Raw genomic sequence first — 17,073 nt, forward strand, 5'->3', positions numbered from 1 at the left:
TCACTCCCCGCCGCGGAGGATGGAGTTGCCTTCGTGGGTGGCGTCCGGGGACGTGATGTCGAGGTTCAACCGGCCGCTGAGTCCGTAGAAGGCCACGGGGTTGCGCCACAGCACCCGGTCGACCTCGTCGTCGGTGAACCCGGCAGCCAGCAGGGCGTCGCCGACCAGGCGGGTCTTGAGGGGATCGCTTCTCCCCCAGTCCGCGGCCGAGTTGACCAGCACCTTCTCCGGTCCGTACGCCCGCAGGATCGCGACCATCCGTTCCTCGTCCATCTTGGTGTCCGGATAGACGGAGAAGCCCAGCCAGCAGCCGCTGTCCTTGGCCTCTTTGACGGTGGTCTCGTTGAGGTGGTCGACCAGGACGTGGTCCGGGGGCAGTGCGGACTCCCGGACCACGTCGAGGGTGCGGCGCAGGCCGGCCAGTTTGTCCCGGTGCGGGGTGTGGACGAGCGCGGGCAGCTCGTGGTCGGCGGCGAGCTGGAGCTGGGCGGCCAGGGCGGTGTCCTCGGCGGGGGTCATCGAGTCGTAGCCGATCTCGCCGACGGCCACGACCTGGTCCTTGACCAGATAGCGGGGCAGTTCGTCGAGGACGGGGACGCAGCGGGGGTCGTTCGCCTCCTTGGGGTTGAGGGCGAGTGTGCAGTGGTGGGCGATGCCGTACTGGGCGGCGCGGAAGGGCTCCCAGCCGAGGAGCGAGTCGAAGTAGTCGAGGAAGGAGGTGGGTGAGGTGCGGGGCTGGCCGAGCCAGAAGGAGGGTTCGACGACGGCGCGGACGCCCGCCGCGTACATGGCCTCGTAGTCGTCGGTGGTCCGTGACGTCATGTGGATGTGGGGGTCGAAGATGCGCATCAGGACTCCTTGCCGGACGTACCGGAGGTCCCGGGTCGGCCAGGGCTGCCGGACGTGCCAGTGGGGGTGGCGGTGGGCTCGGTCAGGGTCAGGACGCGGTGGAGGTCCTCGGGTACGGGACGGCCCGCGGCGGTGCGTTCGTCGGCGTAGTCGGCGAGCATGCGGGCGAGTTCGGCGTCGGCGTGGGCACGCCGGGGAAGCTCGGCCACCTCGTCGACGGGCACACCGGTGAACAGGCACTTCAGTACGGCGTGGCGCCAGTTGTGGGGGTCGAGATGGCGGGCCGCGTACGGGCCGACGGCGGCGGCGACGAGCCGGGTGTCGTTGGTGCGCAGGGCGTCCTCGATCAGGGGCAGGGCGTCGGGCCCTGCCACCAGGTGGGGCAGCGCGTGCAGGACGGCTCGGCGTTCGGCGGCGGTGCCCTGGCGGTAGACGCGGGCGAGGGCGTCCGGGTCGGCGCGGGCGGCGTGCAGGAGGAGGACACGGGCGGCATCGGCGTGTTCGGGTCCGCACCGGCGGCCCGCCTCGGCGATCCGCAGTTCCCAGACGGAGATGGGGCCGTGGATGCCGGGGTGGGCCCTGGCCTCGTCGAGGGCCTGGTCGAGCCAGGCGCGGGCGGCTCCGCCGAGTTGGGTGTTCAGGCGGGCGTGCAGTTCGGCGAGTGCGGGACGGGTGGTCTCGCTCACCGGTACGTGGTGGGTGGGGTGCGGGTGGTTCACGAGATTCTCCCTTCGTGGCCGTTGGGGGTCGCCCGGGCCGCGCGGTGGAGGAACTGGAGGGACTGTTCGGCGAAGTGGGGGCCCGCGTGGGAGTGGCGGGGCAGTTCGACGACGGTGAGGGCCTGGTAGCCGGTGGCGGCCAGGGCTTCGAGTACGGGCGGGAAGTCGATCTCCCCGTCCCCGAACGGGAGGTGTTCGTGGACGCCGCGGCGCATGTCCTCGATCTGGACGTGGCGCAGCCAGGGAGCGGCGGCGCGTACGCAGTCGGCGGGTGAGAGGGGTTCGAGGCACTGGCAGTGACCGATGTCGAGGGTGAGACCGAGGGCGGCCGGGTCGCCGAGTGCTCGGCGGAGGTGGTGGAAATCGGCGAGGGAGGAGAGCAGATGGCCGGGTTCGGGTTCGACGGCGAGGGGCACGCCGGCACGGGTGGCGGCGTCCAGCACGGGGGCAAGCGACTCGGCCAAGCGCTTCCAGGCGGTGTCCTCGTCCGTGCCGGCCGGGGTGACTCCGCTGAAGCAGTGCACGGCGTGCGCACCGAGGTCCGCGGCCACCCGCACGGCGCGGATGAGCAGGTCGACACGGCGGGCACGGTCCTCCGGATCCGGGTCGAGGAGCGACGGACCGTGTTTGCGCCGTGGGTCGAGCACATAGCGGGCGCCGGTCTCCACGGTGGCACCGAGGCCCAACGCCTGCAGTCTGCGGGCCACCTTGCCGGTGCGGGCGGCGAGGTCCGGTGCCAGTGGATCGAGGTGCATGTGGTCGAGGGTCAGGCCGACGCCGTCATAGCCGAGGTCGGCGAGGAGGGTGAGGGCGTCGTCGAGACGGAGGTCGGCGAGGCCGTTGGTGCCGTAGCCGAAGCGGAGAGGGGCCGTAGGAGGCGAGGTCGGGTCGGCTCCCGTCCGCACGGTCCGGTGGGGGCTCGGGGTCATGTGACGCTCACCTTCCTCGCGAACTTGCGGGCCGCTGGGGCGAGTGCGGCGGTCAGGAGGGCGGTCACGGGGGCTCCCGCGCGGGCGGCGAGGGCGGCCTGGAGGGGGATCATGGCGCGGATTCCGCCGCCGACGGCTCGCTGGGTGAGGGGTGGTGAGGGGTTCAGAACGGCGTGGAAGAGGGGGCGGGCGAACGTCATGGCGTAGGCGAGGGCGAGGGCTCCGCGTAGGGCGGCTTCGGTGGAGTTCCGGGATGCGCCGAGGCAGGGGGCTCGGTGGAGCCACGCCCGGGGTACAGCCACGGGAACTCGGCCGCGCCGGGCGCTCGATGCCTCGACTCGCCCTCGGCCCGATGTCGGCCTCGCTGCTTCAACAGGTCCTGGGTGAGGGGGTGTTGAGGTGAGGTCAGCAGGCTGTGGTGATACGGCCACGGGGCTGGCCCCCGGCTGCCCTGCGACCGTCGGGGCACTCATCAGCCTCCAGGCCAGCGCGGCGGTCGTGGCCAGGGCGGCCAGCGGTGCGGCCGACGAACCGCCTTGCGTCTCTCTCCGGGACACGGCGGTCACCGCGAGGGTGTGGCCGGCCATGGTGAGGGCGGTGGGGAGGGCGTGACGGACGGAGGTGCGGCGGGGGGCGCTCGGGGCGGGGAGCGGGGGCGCGCCTCCGGGGGTGCGGCCGGTGGTCGTCGCGCCGAGGAGGAGGTCCAGGCATCGGGCGGCGGTACGGCTTAGGGGGCCAGGGAGCGGAGGCGCACCCCGGGGAGCGCGGCCGGTGGTCGTCGCATCGAGGAGGACGTCCAGGCCTCGGGCGGCGGTACGACGTAGGGCGTTCGGGTCGGAGAGCGGGGGCGCGCCTCGGGGAGCGCGGCCGGTGGTCGTCGCGCCGAGGAGGACGTCCAGGCCTCGGGCGGTGGCCATGGCCGCCGGGCCCGCGGGGGTTCGTTTGAGCGCGAGGTCGTACGCCCAGACGGTGGCCGCGAGGGGTGCGGCGACCGCGAGGGAGGGGCCGCCCGCGCGGGCTGCCAGGGCGAGGCCCGCCGCCGTCAGGGCTCCGGCCGCCGCGAGCGCCGCGGCCGGGTGGATGCGGCCGGAGGGCAGCGGGCGGTGCGGGCGGTCCACGGCGTCCTCTGCGCGGTCGGCCCAGTCGTTGAGGGCCATGCCGGCCTCGTACAGGCAGAGAGAGGAGCCGATGGCGAGCAGGGTGCGGGAGTTGGGGCGGGCACCGACCGCGGCGGCGCCCGCGAGGGCGTCTCCGGGGACGGTGAACAGGGCGGGCAGGCGCAGCAGTTCGGCCCACGCCTTGCCCTTGGCCTTGCCCTTGCCCCTTGCCCTGGCCCTGGCCTCAGTCTCGGCACCGGCCTTGGCCCAGGTCTCGGACCCAGCCTCGACAGCGACTTCACCACCGGCCTTGGACCTGGCGTCGACACCGGACTCAGCACCGGTCTCGGACCCAGCCTCGACGCCAGCCTCACCACCAACCTCGGACCCAGCCTCAGACCTGGCTTGCACCCCCGTCCTGGCACCAGCCCTCCCCCACTGGCCAGTTCGCGGCGCACCAAACACGTCCGAGGGCCCCGACGCATCGGAGGGACTCGACACGCTCGAGGGACCCGCCGCCTCGGAGCCGAGCGCCCCGCCCGATCCCCCGGCCCCCTCGCCCGTCCCGTCCGCCCTGAGCCGATCACTTGACCCGCCCGAGCTCAGCTGTCCGCGCGCCCCCAACGACTCGCCCGCCCTCGACGACCCGCCCGACCCCAGCCAGTCACCCATCCCCACCGAGCCCACCGCCCCCCACAACCTCGCAAACCGAGCCGACCGCCGCCCCCTCACAGCGCCTCCCCCGAGGACTCGGCAAGCCGCCCCGCCAGAGTCGCCAGAGCCGCGTACTGCTCCCCTAGCCCCGCGGGTGCCTCCCCCACGGGATCCTTGAAGTAGAAGGCCAGGTCGCTCAGCGGGCCGGAGAGGCCGGCGTCGTGGGCGCGGGTGACGATGCGGGCGAGGTCGAGGATCAGTGGGGCGGCGAGGGCGGAGTCGCAGCCCTGCCAGGTGGTCTGGAGGATCATGCGGGTGCCGAGGAAGCCGTCGAAGGCGATGTGGTCCCAGGCGGTCTTCCAGTCGCCGAGGGCGGGGACGTCGTCGATGTGGACCTCGCCCTCCGGTGCGGCGCCCAGGGTGTCCGCCAGCACCCGTTCCTTGCCGGCGTTCTTGGCCGCCGCGGCGGCAGGGTCTGCGAGGGACGCGCCGTCGCCACCGCCGAGGAGGTTCGTGCCGGACCAGGCCCGGACCGTCAGGGCGCGCTGGGCGAACATCGGGCCCAGTACGGAGCGAAGGAGTGTCTGGCCGGTCTTGCCGTCGCGGCCCGCGTAGGGCAGGCCGCTGGATCGGGCCAGGGACGCCAGCGCCGGGTGGTGCAGGCCGGTGGAGGGGGTGAAGTTCACGTACGGGCAGCCGGCGCGCAGGGCCGCGGCGGCGTACAGCGAACTCGGCGGAAGTGCGGACCCGGTGGCCGCGGGCTCCGTGGAGGCCACGTTCACCACGACCGCGCGGGCCAGCCCGGATCGCCGTACGAAATCCCGTATGTCCGCGGCGAAGGCTTCGACGAGCTCGGCCGGGTCCCGGGTGTCGCCGGGGGCGGGGCCGCCCGGGCGGATCTCCCGGTCGGCGGCGGCCAGTTCGGCTTCCACGGCGGACGGGAGGCCGTAGGGCAGGACGCGCTCGGCGGCCAGCGTCTCCGCACGCTTGGGCAGCGGGCAGTCGACCGTGTCGTGGCCGCCGAAGACGAGGGAGGACAACGATGGCAGGCCGCAGTCGGAGAAGAGGGCGGTCTCGGTGACCATGCCCGTCGGGGCGTGCAGACCCGCGGTGACGGCCGCGCAGCCCGCGACGACGGTGGTGGCGACGGAGCCACGTGCTCCGATCAGCCACACCCCCACCCGGGATTCGGAAAGGGACGCGGACATGGGCAGCCTCCTTGTCGTACGTCAACCACGGAGAACAGGAGTGAGGAATCAGCAATCAGCAGCAAGCAGGAGTGAAGAGAAGGCCGAGACGGCGGGCGGGAGTACGGCGTCTCCCGCCCGCCGCCGCTCAATCGCCCTTCACGGGCAGTTCCTTGATCCGGACGTCACGGAAGGACACCTGGTCGTCGGCCCCGTGGTTCTGGAGGCCGATGTGCCCGTCGCGCAGGCTCCGCACCGGATCGGTGTTGGTGAAATCGTTGATCTTCACGCCGTTGAGCCAGACGCGGAGCCGTTCGCCCTCCACGCGGATCTCGTACGTGTTCCACTCCCCCGGCGGGTTCAGCGCACGGTCGCGCTTCTTGATGTCGGCGGACTGGAAGCTGTACACGGCCCCGGTGGTGCGGTCGGGGGCGTCGGTCGCGTCGATCTGGATCTCGTAGCCGTTGTTCACGGCCGACCACGGGTCGTCGGAGGCCGGGAAGCCCACGAAGACACCGGAGTTGTCGTCCCCGGCCACCTGCCAGTCCAGCTTCAGCGAGTACGAACCGAAGCCGGGACCAGGATCGGAGCCGGAGCCGGAACCGGCGTACCAGAGCATCCCCAGCCCGCCGCTCGACGTCAGCGTTCCGTCCCCGCTCAGCGAGAACGAACCCGGGCCCGCCTGCCGCCACGCCGACAGCGACTCGGCGGTGCCGTCGAAGAGCGGCCGGTAGCCGTTCTCCGGACGGCAGTCGGCCTGTGCGTCGCCGACGGCGTACTCGATTCCGCCCAACAGGTGCTGACGGAAAGCGGGGTCGGCGTAGGACTCCTTGGTGTGGCCGCCCCCGGTGTAGAAGGCGCGGCCGCCCCGGTACTCCTGGCACCAGGCGATCGGATGGTCGCCGCTCATCGTGCCGCCGGTGTACGAGGACTCGTCGAGCGAGGCCAGGACGTGGGCGTGTTCCCGGGGATTGGAGCGGTAGTTGTACCACTCGTCGGTCCGGTTCCACGTGCTGGCAAGGCCCGAGGTCGCCGGGTGTGCCCGGTCCTCGACGTCGACCGTCGCGGGCTGGATCGCGGGGTGCGACTGGAAGTACGCGCCCGCGAGACCGCCGTAGAAGGCCCAGTCGTACTCGGTGTCGGCGGCCGCGTGGATGCCCACATAGCCGCCGCCCCGCTTGATGTACCGCTCGAAGGCGCCCTGTTGGGCGGCGTCGAGGACATCGCCCGTGGTGGAGAGGAAGACGACGGCGTCGTAGCGGGCGAGGTTGCCGGTGGTGAAGGCTCCGGCGTCCTCGGTCGCGTCGACGGTGAAGCCGCCGTCCGCGCCCAACTCCCGTACGGCCGCGATCCCTTCGGGAATCGAGTCGTGCCGGAAGCCGGCGGTCTTGGAGAAGACCAGGACCCGCGTCTCATCGGCTCCCTTCGACGCGGCCGGTCCCGATACACAGCCGATGAGCACGGCCGCCGCCGCTGCGGACGTCATGACTCGCGCTGGTGCGCGCATCACGGCAACACCTCCTCAGCCGCTAGTCGTGAAGGTGAAGTCGTCCACGTCGTACAGCGCGCCGTTCCCGCTGCTCCCCTTGAAGACGAGGTAGAGCGAGGTCGTGCCGCGCGGGGCGCGGGACAGGTCGGCGCTCACGTCCTGGAAGGTCTCCCAGCCGCCGGTCACCGGCACAGTCGCCTTGCCCAACACCCGGCCGGTCGGAGAGCCCGCGCGGACTTCGAGGGTGCCGCCCGCGCCGGCCGACGCGACCCGCGCCGTGATCTTCTGGGCGTTGCTCAGCACGTACGGCGTGAAGGAGATCCAGTCGCCGTTGTCGATGTCGCCGACCGTCTCGCCGCCGTGCGCGGTCGCCTTCGAGATGACCGTGATCCCCGAGGACGTGCCGAAGTGCTCGGCCTGACGGTGCTTGGGCTGCACGACGGCCTGGTCGTGGCTGGTCAGCGGAGCCTGGCCACCGCCTCCGCCGTCCGTGTACTCGGCGTCGAAGACTCCGAAGATGTTCGCGTCGTCGTCGTGTCCGTCGCCCGCGCCGGTCTGGATGGTGCCGGTGCAGCCGTTGGCCGAGGTCAGCACATGGCCGTGACTGTCGTGTCCGAGGATGAAGTTGACCTTCACCTTGGCGCAGTCGATCGCCTTGCCGTCCTCCGGGTCGGTGACCTTCACCTTGAACGGAACGGCGTCACCGAAGTTGAACAGCTGCCCGTCCTGCGGCAGTTGAAGCGTCACTGTGGGCGCGGTGTTGCCGACCACGATCTGCACGCTCGCGCTGCCGGTACGCCCGGTGGCGTCCTTGGCGGTCACCGTCGCCGTGTACGTGCCGTTCTTCTTGTACTTGTACGTCGGGTTCGCCGCGGTCGAGGTTCCGCCGTCGCCGAAGTCCCAGCTGTACGTGAGGGCGTCACCGTCGGCGTCGGTCGAACCGGCGGACGAGAACTTCACCTTCAGCGCGGCCTGTCCCGAGGTGCGGTCGGCCGCGGCCTGCGCGACCGGGGAGTGCCCGTCGGTGGCGTTCTCGATCCGGTACAGACCCGAGTGCTCGTCGCCGCCGAACCAGGCGGTGCCGTAGTCGAGGACGTACAGCGCTCCGTCCGGTCCGAACGCCATGTCCATGATCTGGGTGCCCGTCCAGGGGATGTCGTTGATGGACTGCACGGTGCCGTTGGCGTCCGACTCGATCCGCTTGATCCAGCGGCGGCCGAACTCGCCCGCGAAGAAGTCGCCGTCGTAGGCCTCCGGGAACTTCACCGGCGAGTCGAGCGAGGCGTCGTAGTGGTAGACCGGGCCACCCATCGGGGACTCCGAGCCGCTGCCGAACTCCGGGACGGACGCACCGTCGTAGGGGATCCAGGCGGCCTGGGCCGGCGGCAGGTCGGTGAGACCGGTGTTGTTGGGCGAGGTGTTCTTGGGGGCGGCGCAGTCGAAGGCCGCGCCCGAGGTGCCGGTGGCGAAGTCGTAGTCCACGTAGGCGTCGTTGGCGCCGGTGCAGTACGGCCACCCGAAGTTGCCGGGGGCGGTGACGCGAGCGAACTCGACCTGTCCGGCGGGGCCGCGTGTCGGGTCGGCGGCGCCGGCGTCGGGGCCGTATTCACCGACGTACAGGATGCCCGTCGCCTTGTCGACGCTGAAGCGGAACGGGTTGCGGAAGCCCATCGCGTAGATCTCGGGGCGCGTCTTGTCCGTGCCGGGCGCGAAGAGGTTGCCGTCCGGGATGGCGTACGAGCCGTCGGCGTTCACCTTGATGCGCAGGATCTTGCCGCGCAGGTCGTTGGTGTTGCCGGCGGAACGCTGGGCGTCGAAGGCCGGGTTGCGGTCGGCGCGCTCGTCGATGGGCGTGAAGCCCTGCGACTGGAAGGGGTTGGAGTCGTCGCCGGTCGACAGGTAGAGGTTTCCGGCCGCGTCGAAGTCGATGTCGCCGCCGACGTGGCAGCAGATGCCGCGGGAGGCCTGGACGTCGAGGACCTTCGTCTCGCTCGCGTTGTTCAGGGTGCCGTCGGCGTTCAGGACGAACCGCGAGAGGCGGTTGACGCCGTCGAAGGGTGCGAAGTCGGCGGCCGTGCCGGTCTCGGGGGCGTCGCCCGCGGGGGTGTTCAGCGGGGGCGCGTAGTAGAGGTAGATGAAGCGGTTCTGGGCGAAGCCGGGGTCGAGGCCGATGCCCTGGAGGCCCTCCTCGTCGTGCGAGTACACGTCGATCTTGCCCGCGAGCTTGGTGTTGCCCGCGCTGTCGGTGAGACGGAGTTCGCCGTCGCGTGAGGTGGTCAGGACCGAGCGGTCCGGGAGCACGGCCAGCGACATGGGCTCGCCGACCTCGGGCTCGCCCTTGGCGAGGGTGACCTGCTGGAAGTCCTCGGCAGCGGCGGTGACTTCGGCGGGGTCGGCGACGGCTGCGCCGGCCGCGGGTGCGGTGAGGGTGAGAGAGGCGGCCGCGAGGATCGCGCCGCTCAGCAGGGCGAGTGCCCCGCGTAGTCTCGGGCGTCTAGTGTGGCTTCTGTTCTTCCTGTTACTGGCGTACGGGTGCACGAAATGCCTCCATGAAGGGGCTGGTCGTACGGGCGGGTGCCGCGGTGCGGCGATACGCCGGGGTGCGCCGTCACCCCGGAGAGCGGAACTCTGTGAACTGCGCGATGAAAACCGCGCCATGTGAGCCGCGCGATGTGAACTGCGCGATCCAAGCCGTGAACTGTGCGATGCGGCCTAGTCGTTGCCGCCGAACGCCGCGTCGAACGATGCCGACGGTGGCTCGAAGTCGTACGCCTTGAGGCGGGTCAGGGCCTCGGGTGCGCCCTGGAGCCGGTCCATGCCGGCGTCCTCCCACTCCACGGAGATGGGGCCCGTGTAGTCGATGGACCGCAGCATGCGGAAGACGTCCTCCCAGGGGACATCGCCGTGGCCTGCGGAGACGAAGTCCCAGCCGCGGCGCGGGTCGCCCCAGGGCAGGTGCGAGCCGAGGCGGCCGTTGCGGCCGTCGAGCCGCTTGCGGGCTTCCTTGCAGTCGACGTGGTAGATCCGGTCGCGGAAGTCGTAGAGGAACCCGACGGGGTCGAGGTCCTGCCACACGAAGTGCGAGGGGTCGAAGTTCAGGCCGAAGGCGGGGCGGTGGCCGACTGCCTCCAGTGCCTTGTGAGTTGTCCAGTAGTCGTACGCGATCTCGCTGGGGTGGACCTCGTGCGCGAACCGCACGCCCTGCGCGTCGAAGACGTCCAGGATCGGGTTCCAGCGCTCGGCGAAGTCCTCGTAGCCGCGCTCGATCATCGACTCGGGCGCGGGCGGGAACATCGCGACCAGGTGCCAGATGGCGGAGCCGGTGAAGCCGATGACGGTGTCGACGCCGAAGGCGGCCGCCGCTCGTGCGGTGTCGGCGATCTCGGCGGCGGCCCGCTGCCGTACGCCCTCACCGTCACCGTCGCCCCAGATGCGGGCGGGCAGGATGGCCTTGTGGCGTTCGTCGATGATGGCGTCGCAGACGGCCTGGCCGACCAGGTGGTTGGAGATCGCCCAGCACTTGAGGCCGTACTTGTCGAGCAGTGCGTGCCGGGAGTCGATGTAGCCCGGGTCCGCGAGCGCCTTGTCGACCTCGAAGTGGTCGCCCCAGCAGGCGAGTTCGAGTCCGTCGTAGCCGAAGTCGCGGGCGAGGCGGCAGACTTCCTCGAGCGGCAGGTCGGCCCACTGGCCGGTGAAGAGTGTGAAGGTGCGCGGCATGGCTTAAAGGCCTCCTCGAACCGCTATGGGCGTATGGACCGCTATGGGGGTGTAGACGGAGTTCTTCTCGGCGCTCTCCTCCACGGCGGCCAGCACACGCTGCACTTGCAGCCCGTCGGCGAAGGACGGCACCGGACGGTGTCCTGCGGCGATGGCCTGCACCAGGTCGCGGGCCTGGTGCACGAAGGTGTGCTCGTAGCCGAGGCCGTGACCCGGCGGCCACCAGGCGTCCAGGTAGGGGTGGTCGGGCTCGGTGACCAGGATGCGGCGGAAGCCCGCGTGGGCGCCGGGTTCGGTGTGGTCGTGGTAGGAGAGTTCGTTGAGGCGTTCCAGGTCAAAGGCCAACGAGCCGCGCTCGCCGTTGAGTTCGATGCGCAGGGAGTTCTTGCGGCCGGTCGCGAACCGGGAGGCCTCGAAGGAGGCGAGGGCGCCGGAGGCGAAGCGGCCGGTGAAGAGGGCGGCGTCGTCGACGGTGACCGTGCCGACGCCACCGCCGGCTCCCGATGCCGCCGACAGGCCGCTCGTCGTCCCGCCGGGCAGCGGCCGCTCCCGTACGAACGTCTCGGTGAGCGCGGAGACCCCGACGACCGGCTCCCCCGCCAGATACTGCGCGAGGTCGATGATGTGCGCCCCGAGGTCCCCGAGCGCGCCCGAGCCCGCGGCCTCCTTGCGCAGCCGCCAGGTGAGCGGGAACTCTGGGTCCACCAGCCAGTCCTGAAGGTACGTCACCCGGACATGCCGCAGAGCTCCCAGGCGCCCTTCGGCGACCATCGACCGGGCCAGTGAAGTGGCGGGCAGCCGACGGTAGTTGAAGCCGACCATGGCCAACTGACCGCGCTTCTCGGCAGCTTCGGCGGCCTCCGTCATCGCCTCCGCCTCCGCGACCGTGTTCGCGAGGGGCTTCTCGCACAGCACGTGCTTGCCCGCTGCCAGGGCGGCGACGGCGATCTCGGCGTGGCTGTCGCCGGGGGTGCAGATGTCGACGAGGTCGACGTCGTCCCGGGCGATCAGGGCGCGCCAGTCGGTCTCGGCCGCCGCCCAGCCGTGCCGGTCCGCCATCGCCCGCACGGCTTCGCCGTCACGCCCGCAGACCGCGGCGAGGACCGGTCGGCGCGGCAGGTCGAAGACGTGGCCCACGGTGCGCCAGCCCTGGGAGTGGGCGGCGCCCATGAAGGCGTAACCGACCATGCCCACGCCCAATGGCGGCTTCGCGGCCTCGGCCGGCGCCCCGGCGGCTGCCTCGACCTCGTCGCCCTGGTGCGGCTGTCCCATGCGGATGTCCTCCTCGTCGTCGTGGCGCAGTGGGGGGTGGGGGCCTGATCCGCAGGCCAGGCCCCTGGTACTGGGCGCCTCACTTGAAGCCGGTGGACATGTACTGGCCGACGTTCTCCTTGTCGACGACGGCCGAGTAGAGCGTGATGGAGGCCGGGATCTCGAACTCGGCGAGGCCGCCGATGCCCTTGGCCTGGCCGAGCGCGCGGGCGAGGTCGATGGCGGAGGCGGCCATGGTCGGCGGGTAGAGGACGGTGGCCTTGAGGACGCCGTCGTCCGCCTCGATGGCCTGCATGGCGGAGAGCGCGCCCGCGCCGCCGACCATCAGGAAGTCGTCACGCCCGGCCTGCTCGATGGCGCGCAGGGCGCCGACTCCCTGGTCGTCGTCGTGGTTCCACAGGGCGTCGAAGTTCGACTGGGCCTGCAGGAGCTGGGACATCTTGGCCTGCCCCGACTCGACGGTGAACTCGGCGGCCTGGCGGGCGACCTTCTTGATGTTCGGGTAGTTCTTCAGGGCGGCGTCGAAGCCCTGGGTGCGCTGCTGGGTCAGCTCCAGGTTGTCGAGCCCGGCGAGTTCGATGACCTTGGCGTTCTGCTTGTCCTTGAGCTTCTCGCCGATGTAGTGGCCGGCGTTGAGGCCCATGCCGTAGTTGTCGCCGCCTATCCAACAGCGGTATGCCTGGGGCGAGTTGAAGATCCGGTCGAGGTTGATGACCGGGATCCCGGCCCGCATGGCCTGCAGGCCCACCTGGGTGAGCGCCTTGCCGTCGGCAGGCAGTACGACCAGGACGTCGACCTTCTTGTTGATCAGGGTCTCGATCTGGCCGATCTGCGCGGCGGTGTCGTTGGAGCCCTCGGTGATCTCCAGCGTCACGTCCGAGTACTTCTTGGCGCGGCTCTTGGCGTTGTCGTTGATCGCGTTGAGCCAGCCGTGGTCGGCCTGTGGCCCGGCGAAGCCGATGGTGACTTCCTTGCCGGGTGTGTCGGAGGCGGCGGCCGGCTGGTCGTTCGCCGCGTTGTCGTCGTCGGACTCGTTGCTGGTGCAGCCGGCGAGCAGGACACCGGCCCCGACGGCGGCGGTCCCGAAGAGCAGTCCCCTGCGGCTCGTGAGCTCTGGCATGGCGGTGGACCCTTCCCTCAAGTCGTGCTTGCGGTACGGCGCTGGACGAGCACGGCGGCCACGATGATCGCGCCCTTGGCGATCTGCTGGACGTCGCTCTGCAGGTTGTTGAGCGCGAAGATGTTGGTGATCGTGGTGAAGATCAGGACGCCGAGCACCGAGCCGACGATGGTGCCGCGGCCCCCGCTGAGCAGCGTGCCGCCGATGATCGCGGCCGCGATGGCGTCGAGTTCGTACAGGTTGCCGTTGGTGTTCTGGCCCGAGCCGGACAGGATGATCAGCAGGAACGCGGCGATACCGCAGCACAGTCCGGAGAGCAGATACAGATAGAGCCGCTGCCGTCGTACGTCGATGCCCGCGAGCCGTGCCGCCTCCGCGTTGCCGCCGACCGCGACCGTGCGGCGGCCGAAGGTGGTGCGGTTGAGGAGCAGCCAGCCGATGATCGTGACGACGGCGAAGACCATGACCAGCGGCGGAATACCGAGCACGTACGAGTCGCGCTCGCCGAGCTTGAGGATGCCGTCGATGTTGACGATCTGCGTCTTGCCGTCGGTGATCTGGAGGGCCAGTCCGCGGGCCGAGGCGAGCATGGCCAGCGTCGCTATGAACGGGACCATCGCGCCGTAGGCGATGAGCATTCCGTTGACCAGGCCGCAGCCGACGCCGACGAGCACGGCGGTGAAGAGGACGCCCGCGAAGCCGAAGTCCTGAGTGGCGACCGTCGTCGCCCACACCGAGGCGAGGGCGACGATCGCACCGACCGACAGGTCGATGCCGCCGGAGGTGATGACGAAGGTCATGCCGACGGTGACGACGCCGATCACCGAGGCCTGGGTGAGGACGAGTTGGAGGTTGCGGGTGTCGAGGAACTCGTCGGGCTTGGTGATGCCGCCGATGAGGATCAGGGCGGCGAGCACGCCGAGGAGGGAGAGCGTACGGACGTCGGCGCGGGCCCCGAGGGTCCGCCACGGGCTTGTCCGGTCCACCGGCGAGACCTTGCGGGTGTCACCGGGCCTGGGAGGTGACGCTGGCTGCGTCATGACGTTGACGTTCCTTCCATGACGAGGTCGAGGACGCGGTGTTCGTCGAGTTCCCGGGCCGGGGCCGTGTGGACGACCCGCCCCTCGCGCAGGACGAGCACCCGGTCGGCGAGGCCGAGCACTTCGGGCACTTCGCTGGAGACCAGCAGGACGGCGAGGCCTTCGTCGGCCAGCCGCCGGATGACGGCGTAGAGCTCTGCGCGGGCACCGACGTCGACGCCGCGGGTCGGCTCGTCGAGCAGCAGCACCCGGCAGCCGCGCAGCAGCCAGCGTGCGAGCACGGCCTTCTGCTGGTTGCCGCCGGACAGCGTCCGGATTAAGGCGGAGGGGTTGTCGGGACGCAGCGACAGCTCCCGCGTCGCGGCCTGCGCGGCTCCCCGCTCGGCACCCCGGTCGATCCAACCCCCGCGTGAGAAGCGGGACATGGACGACACCGACACATTGCGGGTGACGGACTCCAGCATCAGCAGGGCCTGCGCCTTGCGCTCCTCGGGTGCGAGTCCGAGACCTGCACGCACCGCCGCGCGTACGCTGCCGGGTCGCAACGGCCGTCCCTCGACGAGGACTTGGCCGTGTGTCGCCTTGCGCGCCCCGTAGATCGTCTCCAGGATCTCGGAGCGTCCTGAGCCGACGAGCCCGGCAAGTCCGACGATCTCGCCGGGCCGCAGGTCGAGGTCGAGCGCCTCGAACTCCCCTGCCCGGGCCAGGCCTTGGACCTGGAGAACAGGTTCGCCGGGAGGCCGCGTCACGGGCCGGTCCGGGAACACGTACTCGACATTGCGGCCCGTCATCAGCGCCACCACCTCACGTGTCGGCGTGGACTTCGCAGGCAGCCCGCCCGCCACCGCGCGCCCGTCCTTCAGCACGGTCACGCGGTCGCCGATGCGGCGGATCTCCTCCAGGCGGTGCGAGATGTAGACGACGGCGACACCGTCCGCGGTGAGGTCGCCGACGATGCGGAAGAGGTTGTCGACCTCGTCGGGGTCGAGGGCCGCGGACGGCTCGTCCATGACGATGAGGCGTACGTCGTGGGAGAGCGCCCGCGCCATGGAGACGATCTGCTGCTGGGCGGCGGACAGTTCACCGACGAGCCGCGCGGGATCGATCTCCGAATGACCGAGTCGCTTGAGCAGCGCGGCGGTCGACTCCTTCGCCGCCTTTCCCCGTACGACGAAACCGGCGGCCGTGGGTTCATGTCCGAGGTGGACGTTCTCGGCCACCGACAGGCCCTCCACCAGGTCGAGTTCCTGGTAGATGGTGGCGATGCCGAGGCGCATGGCGGCGATCGGCGACCGGAGGGTCACGTGGTCGCCGCGCCAGGTGATGGTGCCGTCGTCGGGCTGGTGGGCGCCGGCCAGCACCTTGATGAGGGTGGACTTCCCGGCGCCGTTCTGGCCGAGCAGGCAGTGCACTTCGCCGGCCTGGACGTCGAGGTCGACGCCGTCGAGGGCCCGGACTCCGGGGAACGATTTGGTGATTCCGGACATGGTGAGCAGCGGTGGTTCTGATGCCATGGCTGTTCCCTTTGGCAGGCGTGCGGGCCGGTTTCAGGGCAGGGCGGAGCAGGGCGCTGTACGGGTGAGGTGACTCGAGGCCGAACGGGCCGCGAGCCTTACGCGGGTGAGAACAGGTGGTCGCTGATGAGCCGGGCCCCGCCGATGACTCCGGCGGTCGGGCCCAACTCCCCGAGAACGATGGGCAGGTTGCCGGTCGCCAGGGGCAGCGACTGGCGGTAGACCTGGGTGCGGATCGCGGCGAGCAGGGTGTGGCCGAGACCCGTCACCCCACCGCCGATCACCACCAGGCCCGGATTGAAGAAGCTGACGAGGCCGGCGATGACCTGACCTGTTCGGTTTCCGCCCTCGCGGATCAGGTCGAGCGCGGTGGCGTCTCCCGCGGCGGCCGCGGCGGCGACATCGACGGCGCTCAGGCTGCCGTTCGCCTCCAGCCGGGTCGCGAGATCCGTCGAATGCCCTTGCTGGGCGGCCTCCGTGGCGTCGCGGGCGAGCGCGGCGCCGCTGAAGTGGGCCTCCAGGCAGCCCCGGTTGCCGCAGGCGCAGGGCCGGCCGTCGGGCACGGCCTGGATGTGCCCGATGTCGCCGGCGCTTCCCGTCGTACCGCGGTAGACCTCTCCGCCGACGACGATGCCGCAGCCGATTCCCGTACCGATCTTGACGCAGAGGAAGTCGCCCACGGAGCGTGCGACGCCCGCGTGCTGCTCCCCCATGGCCATCAGGTTCACGTCGTTGTCGACCATGACGGGGCAGCCGAGATCCTGGCTGAGTGCCTCCCGGACGGGGAAGCCGTCCCAGCCGGGCATGATCGGCGGGGCGACGGGGATGCCCTCGGGGAAGCGGACGGGTCCCGGTACGCCGATCCCGGCGCCGTCGAACCCCTCCGCGAGCCCCGAGGCCCTCAACTTGGCGGCCATGGCGAGGACTTGCTCGAAGACCGCGACCGGGCCCTCGCGTACGTCCATGGGCTGGTTGATGTGTCCGAGGACTTCCAGCTCGGCGTTGGTGACGGCCACGTCGATCGAGGTCGCGCCGATGTCGACGCCCAGGAAGCGCAGCGCCGGTGCGAGCCGGATGTTGTGGGAGCGACGGCCACCGCGGGACGCGGCGAGTCCGTCGGCCACCACGAGCCCGGTCTCCAGGAGCCGTTCCACCTCGACGGCCAGCTTCGACCGCGAGAGGTCGACCTGATCGCCCAGCTGGGCCCGGGAGTTGGGGCCGCCGTCACGCAACAGCCGCAGCAGCCGGGCCTGGTGCGCGTTGGCGGGTCGTGCCGTCATACGTCTCACGAGCCCCTCCCCGCCTCAATTGGCTTGCGTCCACCAGTTCCGGCCACTTCGCCGGGCCTGCTTTCGAGTGGAACGTAGCAGCGGCTGCCTGGGGTGGGAAGAAGTCGCGCACAGATTGCCGCCAACTTTCTCCACTGACAGGACAAAGGCGGGCCCCCGGGCATGAAAAACGGGCCACAACCGAGACTGTGACCCGC

At 71.0% G+C, this 17,073-nt stretch carries 13 protein-coding genes; all 13 read right to left on the minus strand.

The features are described 5' to 3' along the window. Entirely contained in the window at positions 1-849 is an 849-nt protein-coding gene (locus tag OG266_RS07885; protein ID WP_371544042.1) for a TatD family hydrolase, read from the minus strand. Continuing rightward, positions 849-1,568 (minus strand): EboA domain-containing protein, encoded by a 720-nt coding sequence (locus tag OG266_RS07890; protein ID WP_371544044.1) that lies wholly within the window; start codon positions 1,566-1,568, stop codon positions 849-851. The genes OG266_RS07885 and OG266_RS07890 overlap by 1 nt, the downstream gene beginning before the upstream one ends. Further along, entirely contained in the window at positions 1,565-2,497 is a 933-nt protein-coding gene (locus OG266_RS07895) for a sugar phosphate isomerase/epimerase family protein (protein ID WP_371544046.1), read from the minus strand. Before OG266_RS07895 ends, OG266_RS07890 begins: the two co-directional genes overlap by 4 nt. Next, positions 2,494-4,005 (minus strand): UbiA family prenyltransferase, encoded by a 1,512-nt coding sequence (locus OG266_RS07900; RefSeq protein WP_371544047.1) that lies wholly within the window; start codon positions 4,003-4,005, stop codon positions 2,494-2,496. The genes OG266_RS07895 and OG266_RS07900 overlap by 4 nt, the downstream gene beginning before the upstream one ends. Before the next feature lie 317 nt (positions 4,006-4,322). Continuing rightward, on the minus strand, positions 4,323-5,456 hold the full coding sequence (locus OG266_RS07905) for an inositol-3-phosphate synthase (RefSeq protein ID WP_266473329.1): 1,134 nt from the start codon (positions 5,454-5,456) through the stop codon (positions 4,323-4,325). Positions 5,457-5,583: 127 nt separating this feature from the next. Further along, complete coding sequence (locus OG266_RS07910) at positions 5,584-6,942, minus strand: ThuA domain-containing protein (RefSeq protein WP_371544049.1); 1,359 nt, start codon at positions 6,940-6,942, stop codon at positions 5,584-5,586. Positions 6,943-6,957: 15 nt separating this feature from the next. Then, the gene (locus OG266_RS07915; RefSeq protein WP_266473334.1) at positions 6,958-9,462 is read right to left on the minus strand and encodes a PQQ-dependent sugar dehydrogenase; all 2,505 of its coding nucleotides are present in this window, start codon (positions 9,460-9,462) and stop codon (positions 6,958-6,960) included. Positions 9,463-9,636: 174 nt separating this feature from the next. Next, the gene (locus tag OG266_RS07920) at positions 9,637-10,641 is read right to left on the minus strand and encodes a sugar phosphate isomerase/epimerase (RefSeq protein WP_266473337.1); all 1,005 of its coding nucleotides are present in this window, start codon (positions 10,639-10,641) and stop codon (positions 9,637-9,639) included. A 3-nt stretch (positions 10,642-10,644) separates the two neighbouring features. After that, entirely contained in the window at positions 10,645-11,913 is a 1,269-nt protein-coding gene (locus OG266_RS07925; protein ID WP_371544051.1) for a Gfo/Idh/MocA family protein, read from the minus strand. A gap of 79 nt (positions 11,914-11,992) precedes the next feature. Then, the gene (locus OG266_RS07930; RefSeq protein ID WP_266473342.1) at positions 11,993-13,033 is read right to left on the minus strand and encodes a substrate-binding domain-containing protein; all 1,041 of its coding nucleotides are present in this window, start codon (positions 13,031-13,033) and stop codon (positions 11,993-11,995) included. Between the two features lie 17 nt (positions 13,034-13,050). Continuing rightward, positions 13,051-14,073: an ABC transporter permease gene (locus OG266_RS07935; RefSeq protein WP_329544576.1), complete on the minus strand. Its 1,023-nt coding sequence runs from the start codon at positions 14,071-14,073 to the stop codon at positions 13,051-13,053. After that, a complete protein-coding gene (locus tag OG266_RS07940; protein WP_371544053.1) occupies positions 14,070-15,587 on the minus strand; it encodes a sugar ABC transporter ATP-binding protein in 1,518 nt (505 codons plus the stop codon). Before OG266_RS07940 ends, OG266_RS07935 begins: the two co-directional genes overlap by 4 nt. Positions 15,588-15,685: 98 nt before the next feature. Continuing rightward, on the minus strand, positions 15,686-16,867 hold the full coding sequence (locus OG266_RS07945; RefSeq protein ID WP_371544054.1) for an ROK family protein: 1,182 nt from the start codon (positions 16,865-16,867) through the stop codon (positions 15,686-15,688). Positions 16,868-17,073: the final 206 nt, after the last annotated feature.

Source organism: Streptomyces sp. NBC_00554 (assembly GCF_041431135.1).
Taxonomy (GTDB): Bacteria; Actinomycetota; Actinomycetes; order Streptomycetales; family Streptomycetaceae; genus Streptomyces.

Coding starts and splice junctions, on each gene's coding strand:
- OG266_RS07885 (WP_371544042.1), bottom strand. CDS start 849: ATGCGCATCTTCGACCCCCACATCCACATGACGTCACGGACCACCGAC.
- OG266_RS07895 (WP_371544046.1), bottom strand. CDS start 2,497: ATGACCCCGAGCCCCCACCGGACCGTGCGGACGGGAGCCGACCCGACC.
- OG266_RS07905 (WP_266473329.1), bottom strand. CDS start 5,456: ATGTCCGCGTCCCTTTCCGAATCCCGGGTGGGGGTGTGGCTGATCGGA.
- OG266_RS07910 (WP_371544049.1), bottom strand. CDS start 6,942: ATGCGCGCACCAGCGCGAGTCATGACGTCCGCAGCGGCGGCGGCCGTG.
- OG266_RS07920 (WP_266473337.1), bottom strand. CDS start 10,641: ATGCCGCGCACCTTCACACTCTTCACCGGCCAGTGGGCCGACCTGCCG.
- OG266_RS07925 (WP_371544051.1), bottom strand. CDS start 11,913: ATGGGACAGCCGCACCAGGGCGACGAGGTCGAGGCAGCCGCCGGGGCG.
- OG266_RS07930 (WP_266473342.1), bottom strand. CDS start 13,033: ATGCCAGAGCTCACGAGCCGCAGGGGACTGCTCTTCGGGACCGCCGCC.
- OG266_RS07935 (WP_329544576.1), bottom strand. CDS start 14,073: ATGACGCAGCCAGCGTCACCTCCCAGGCCCGGTGACACCCGCAAGGTC.
- OG266_RS07940 (WP_371544053.1), bottom strand. CDS start 15,587: ATGGCATCAGAACCACCGCTGCTCACCATGTCCGGAATCACCAAATCG.
- OG266_RS07945 (WP_371544054.1), bottom strand. CDS start 16,867: ATGACGGCACGACCCGCCAACGCGCACCAGGCCCGGCTGCTGCGGCTG.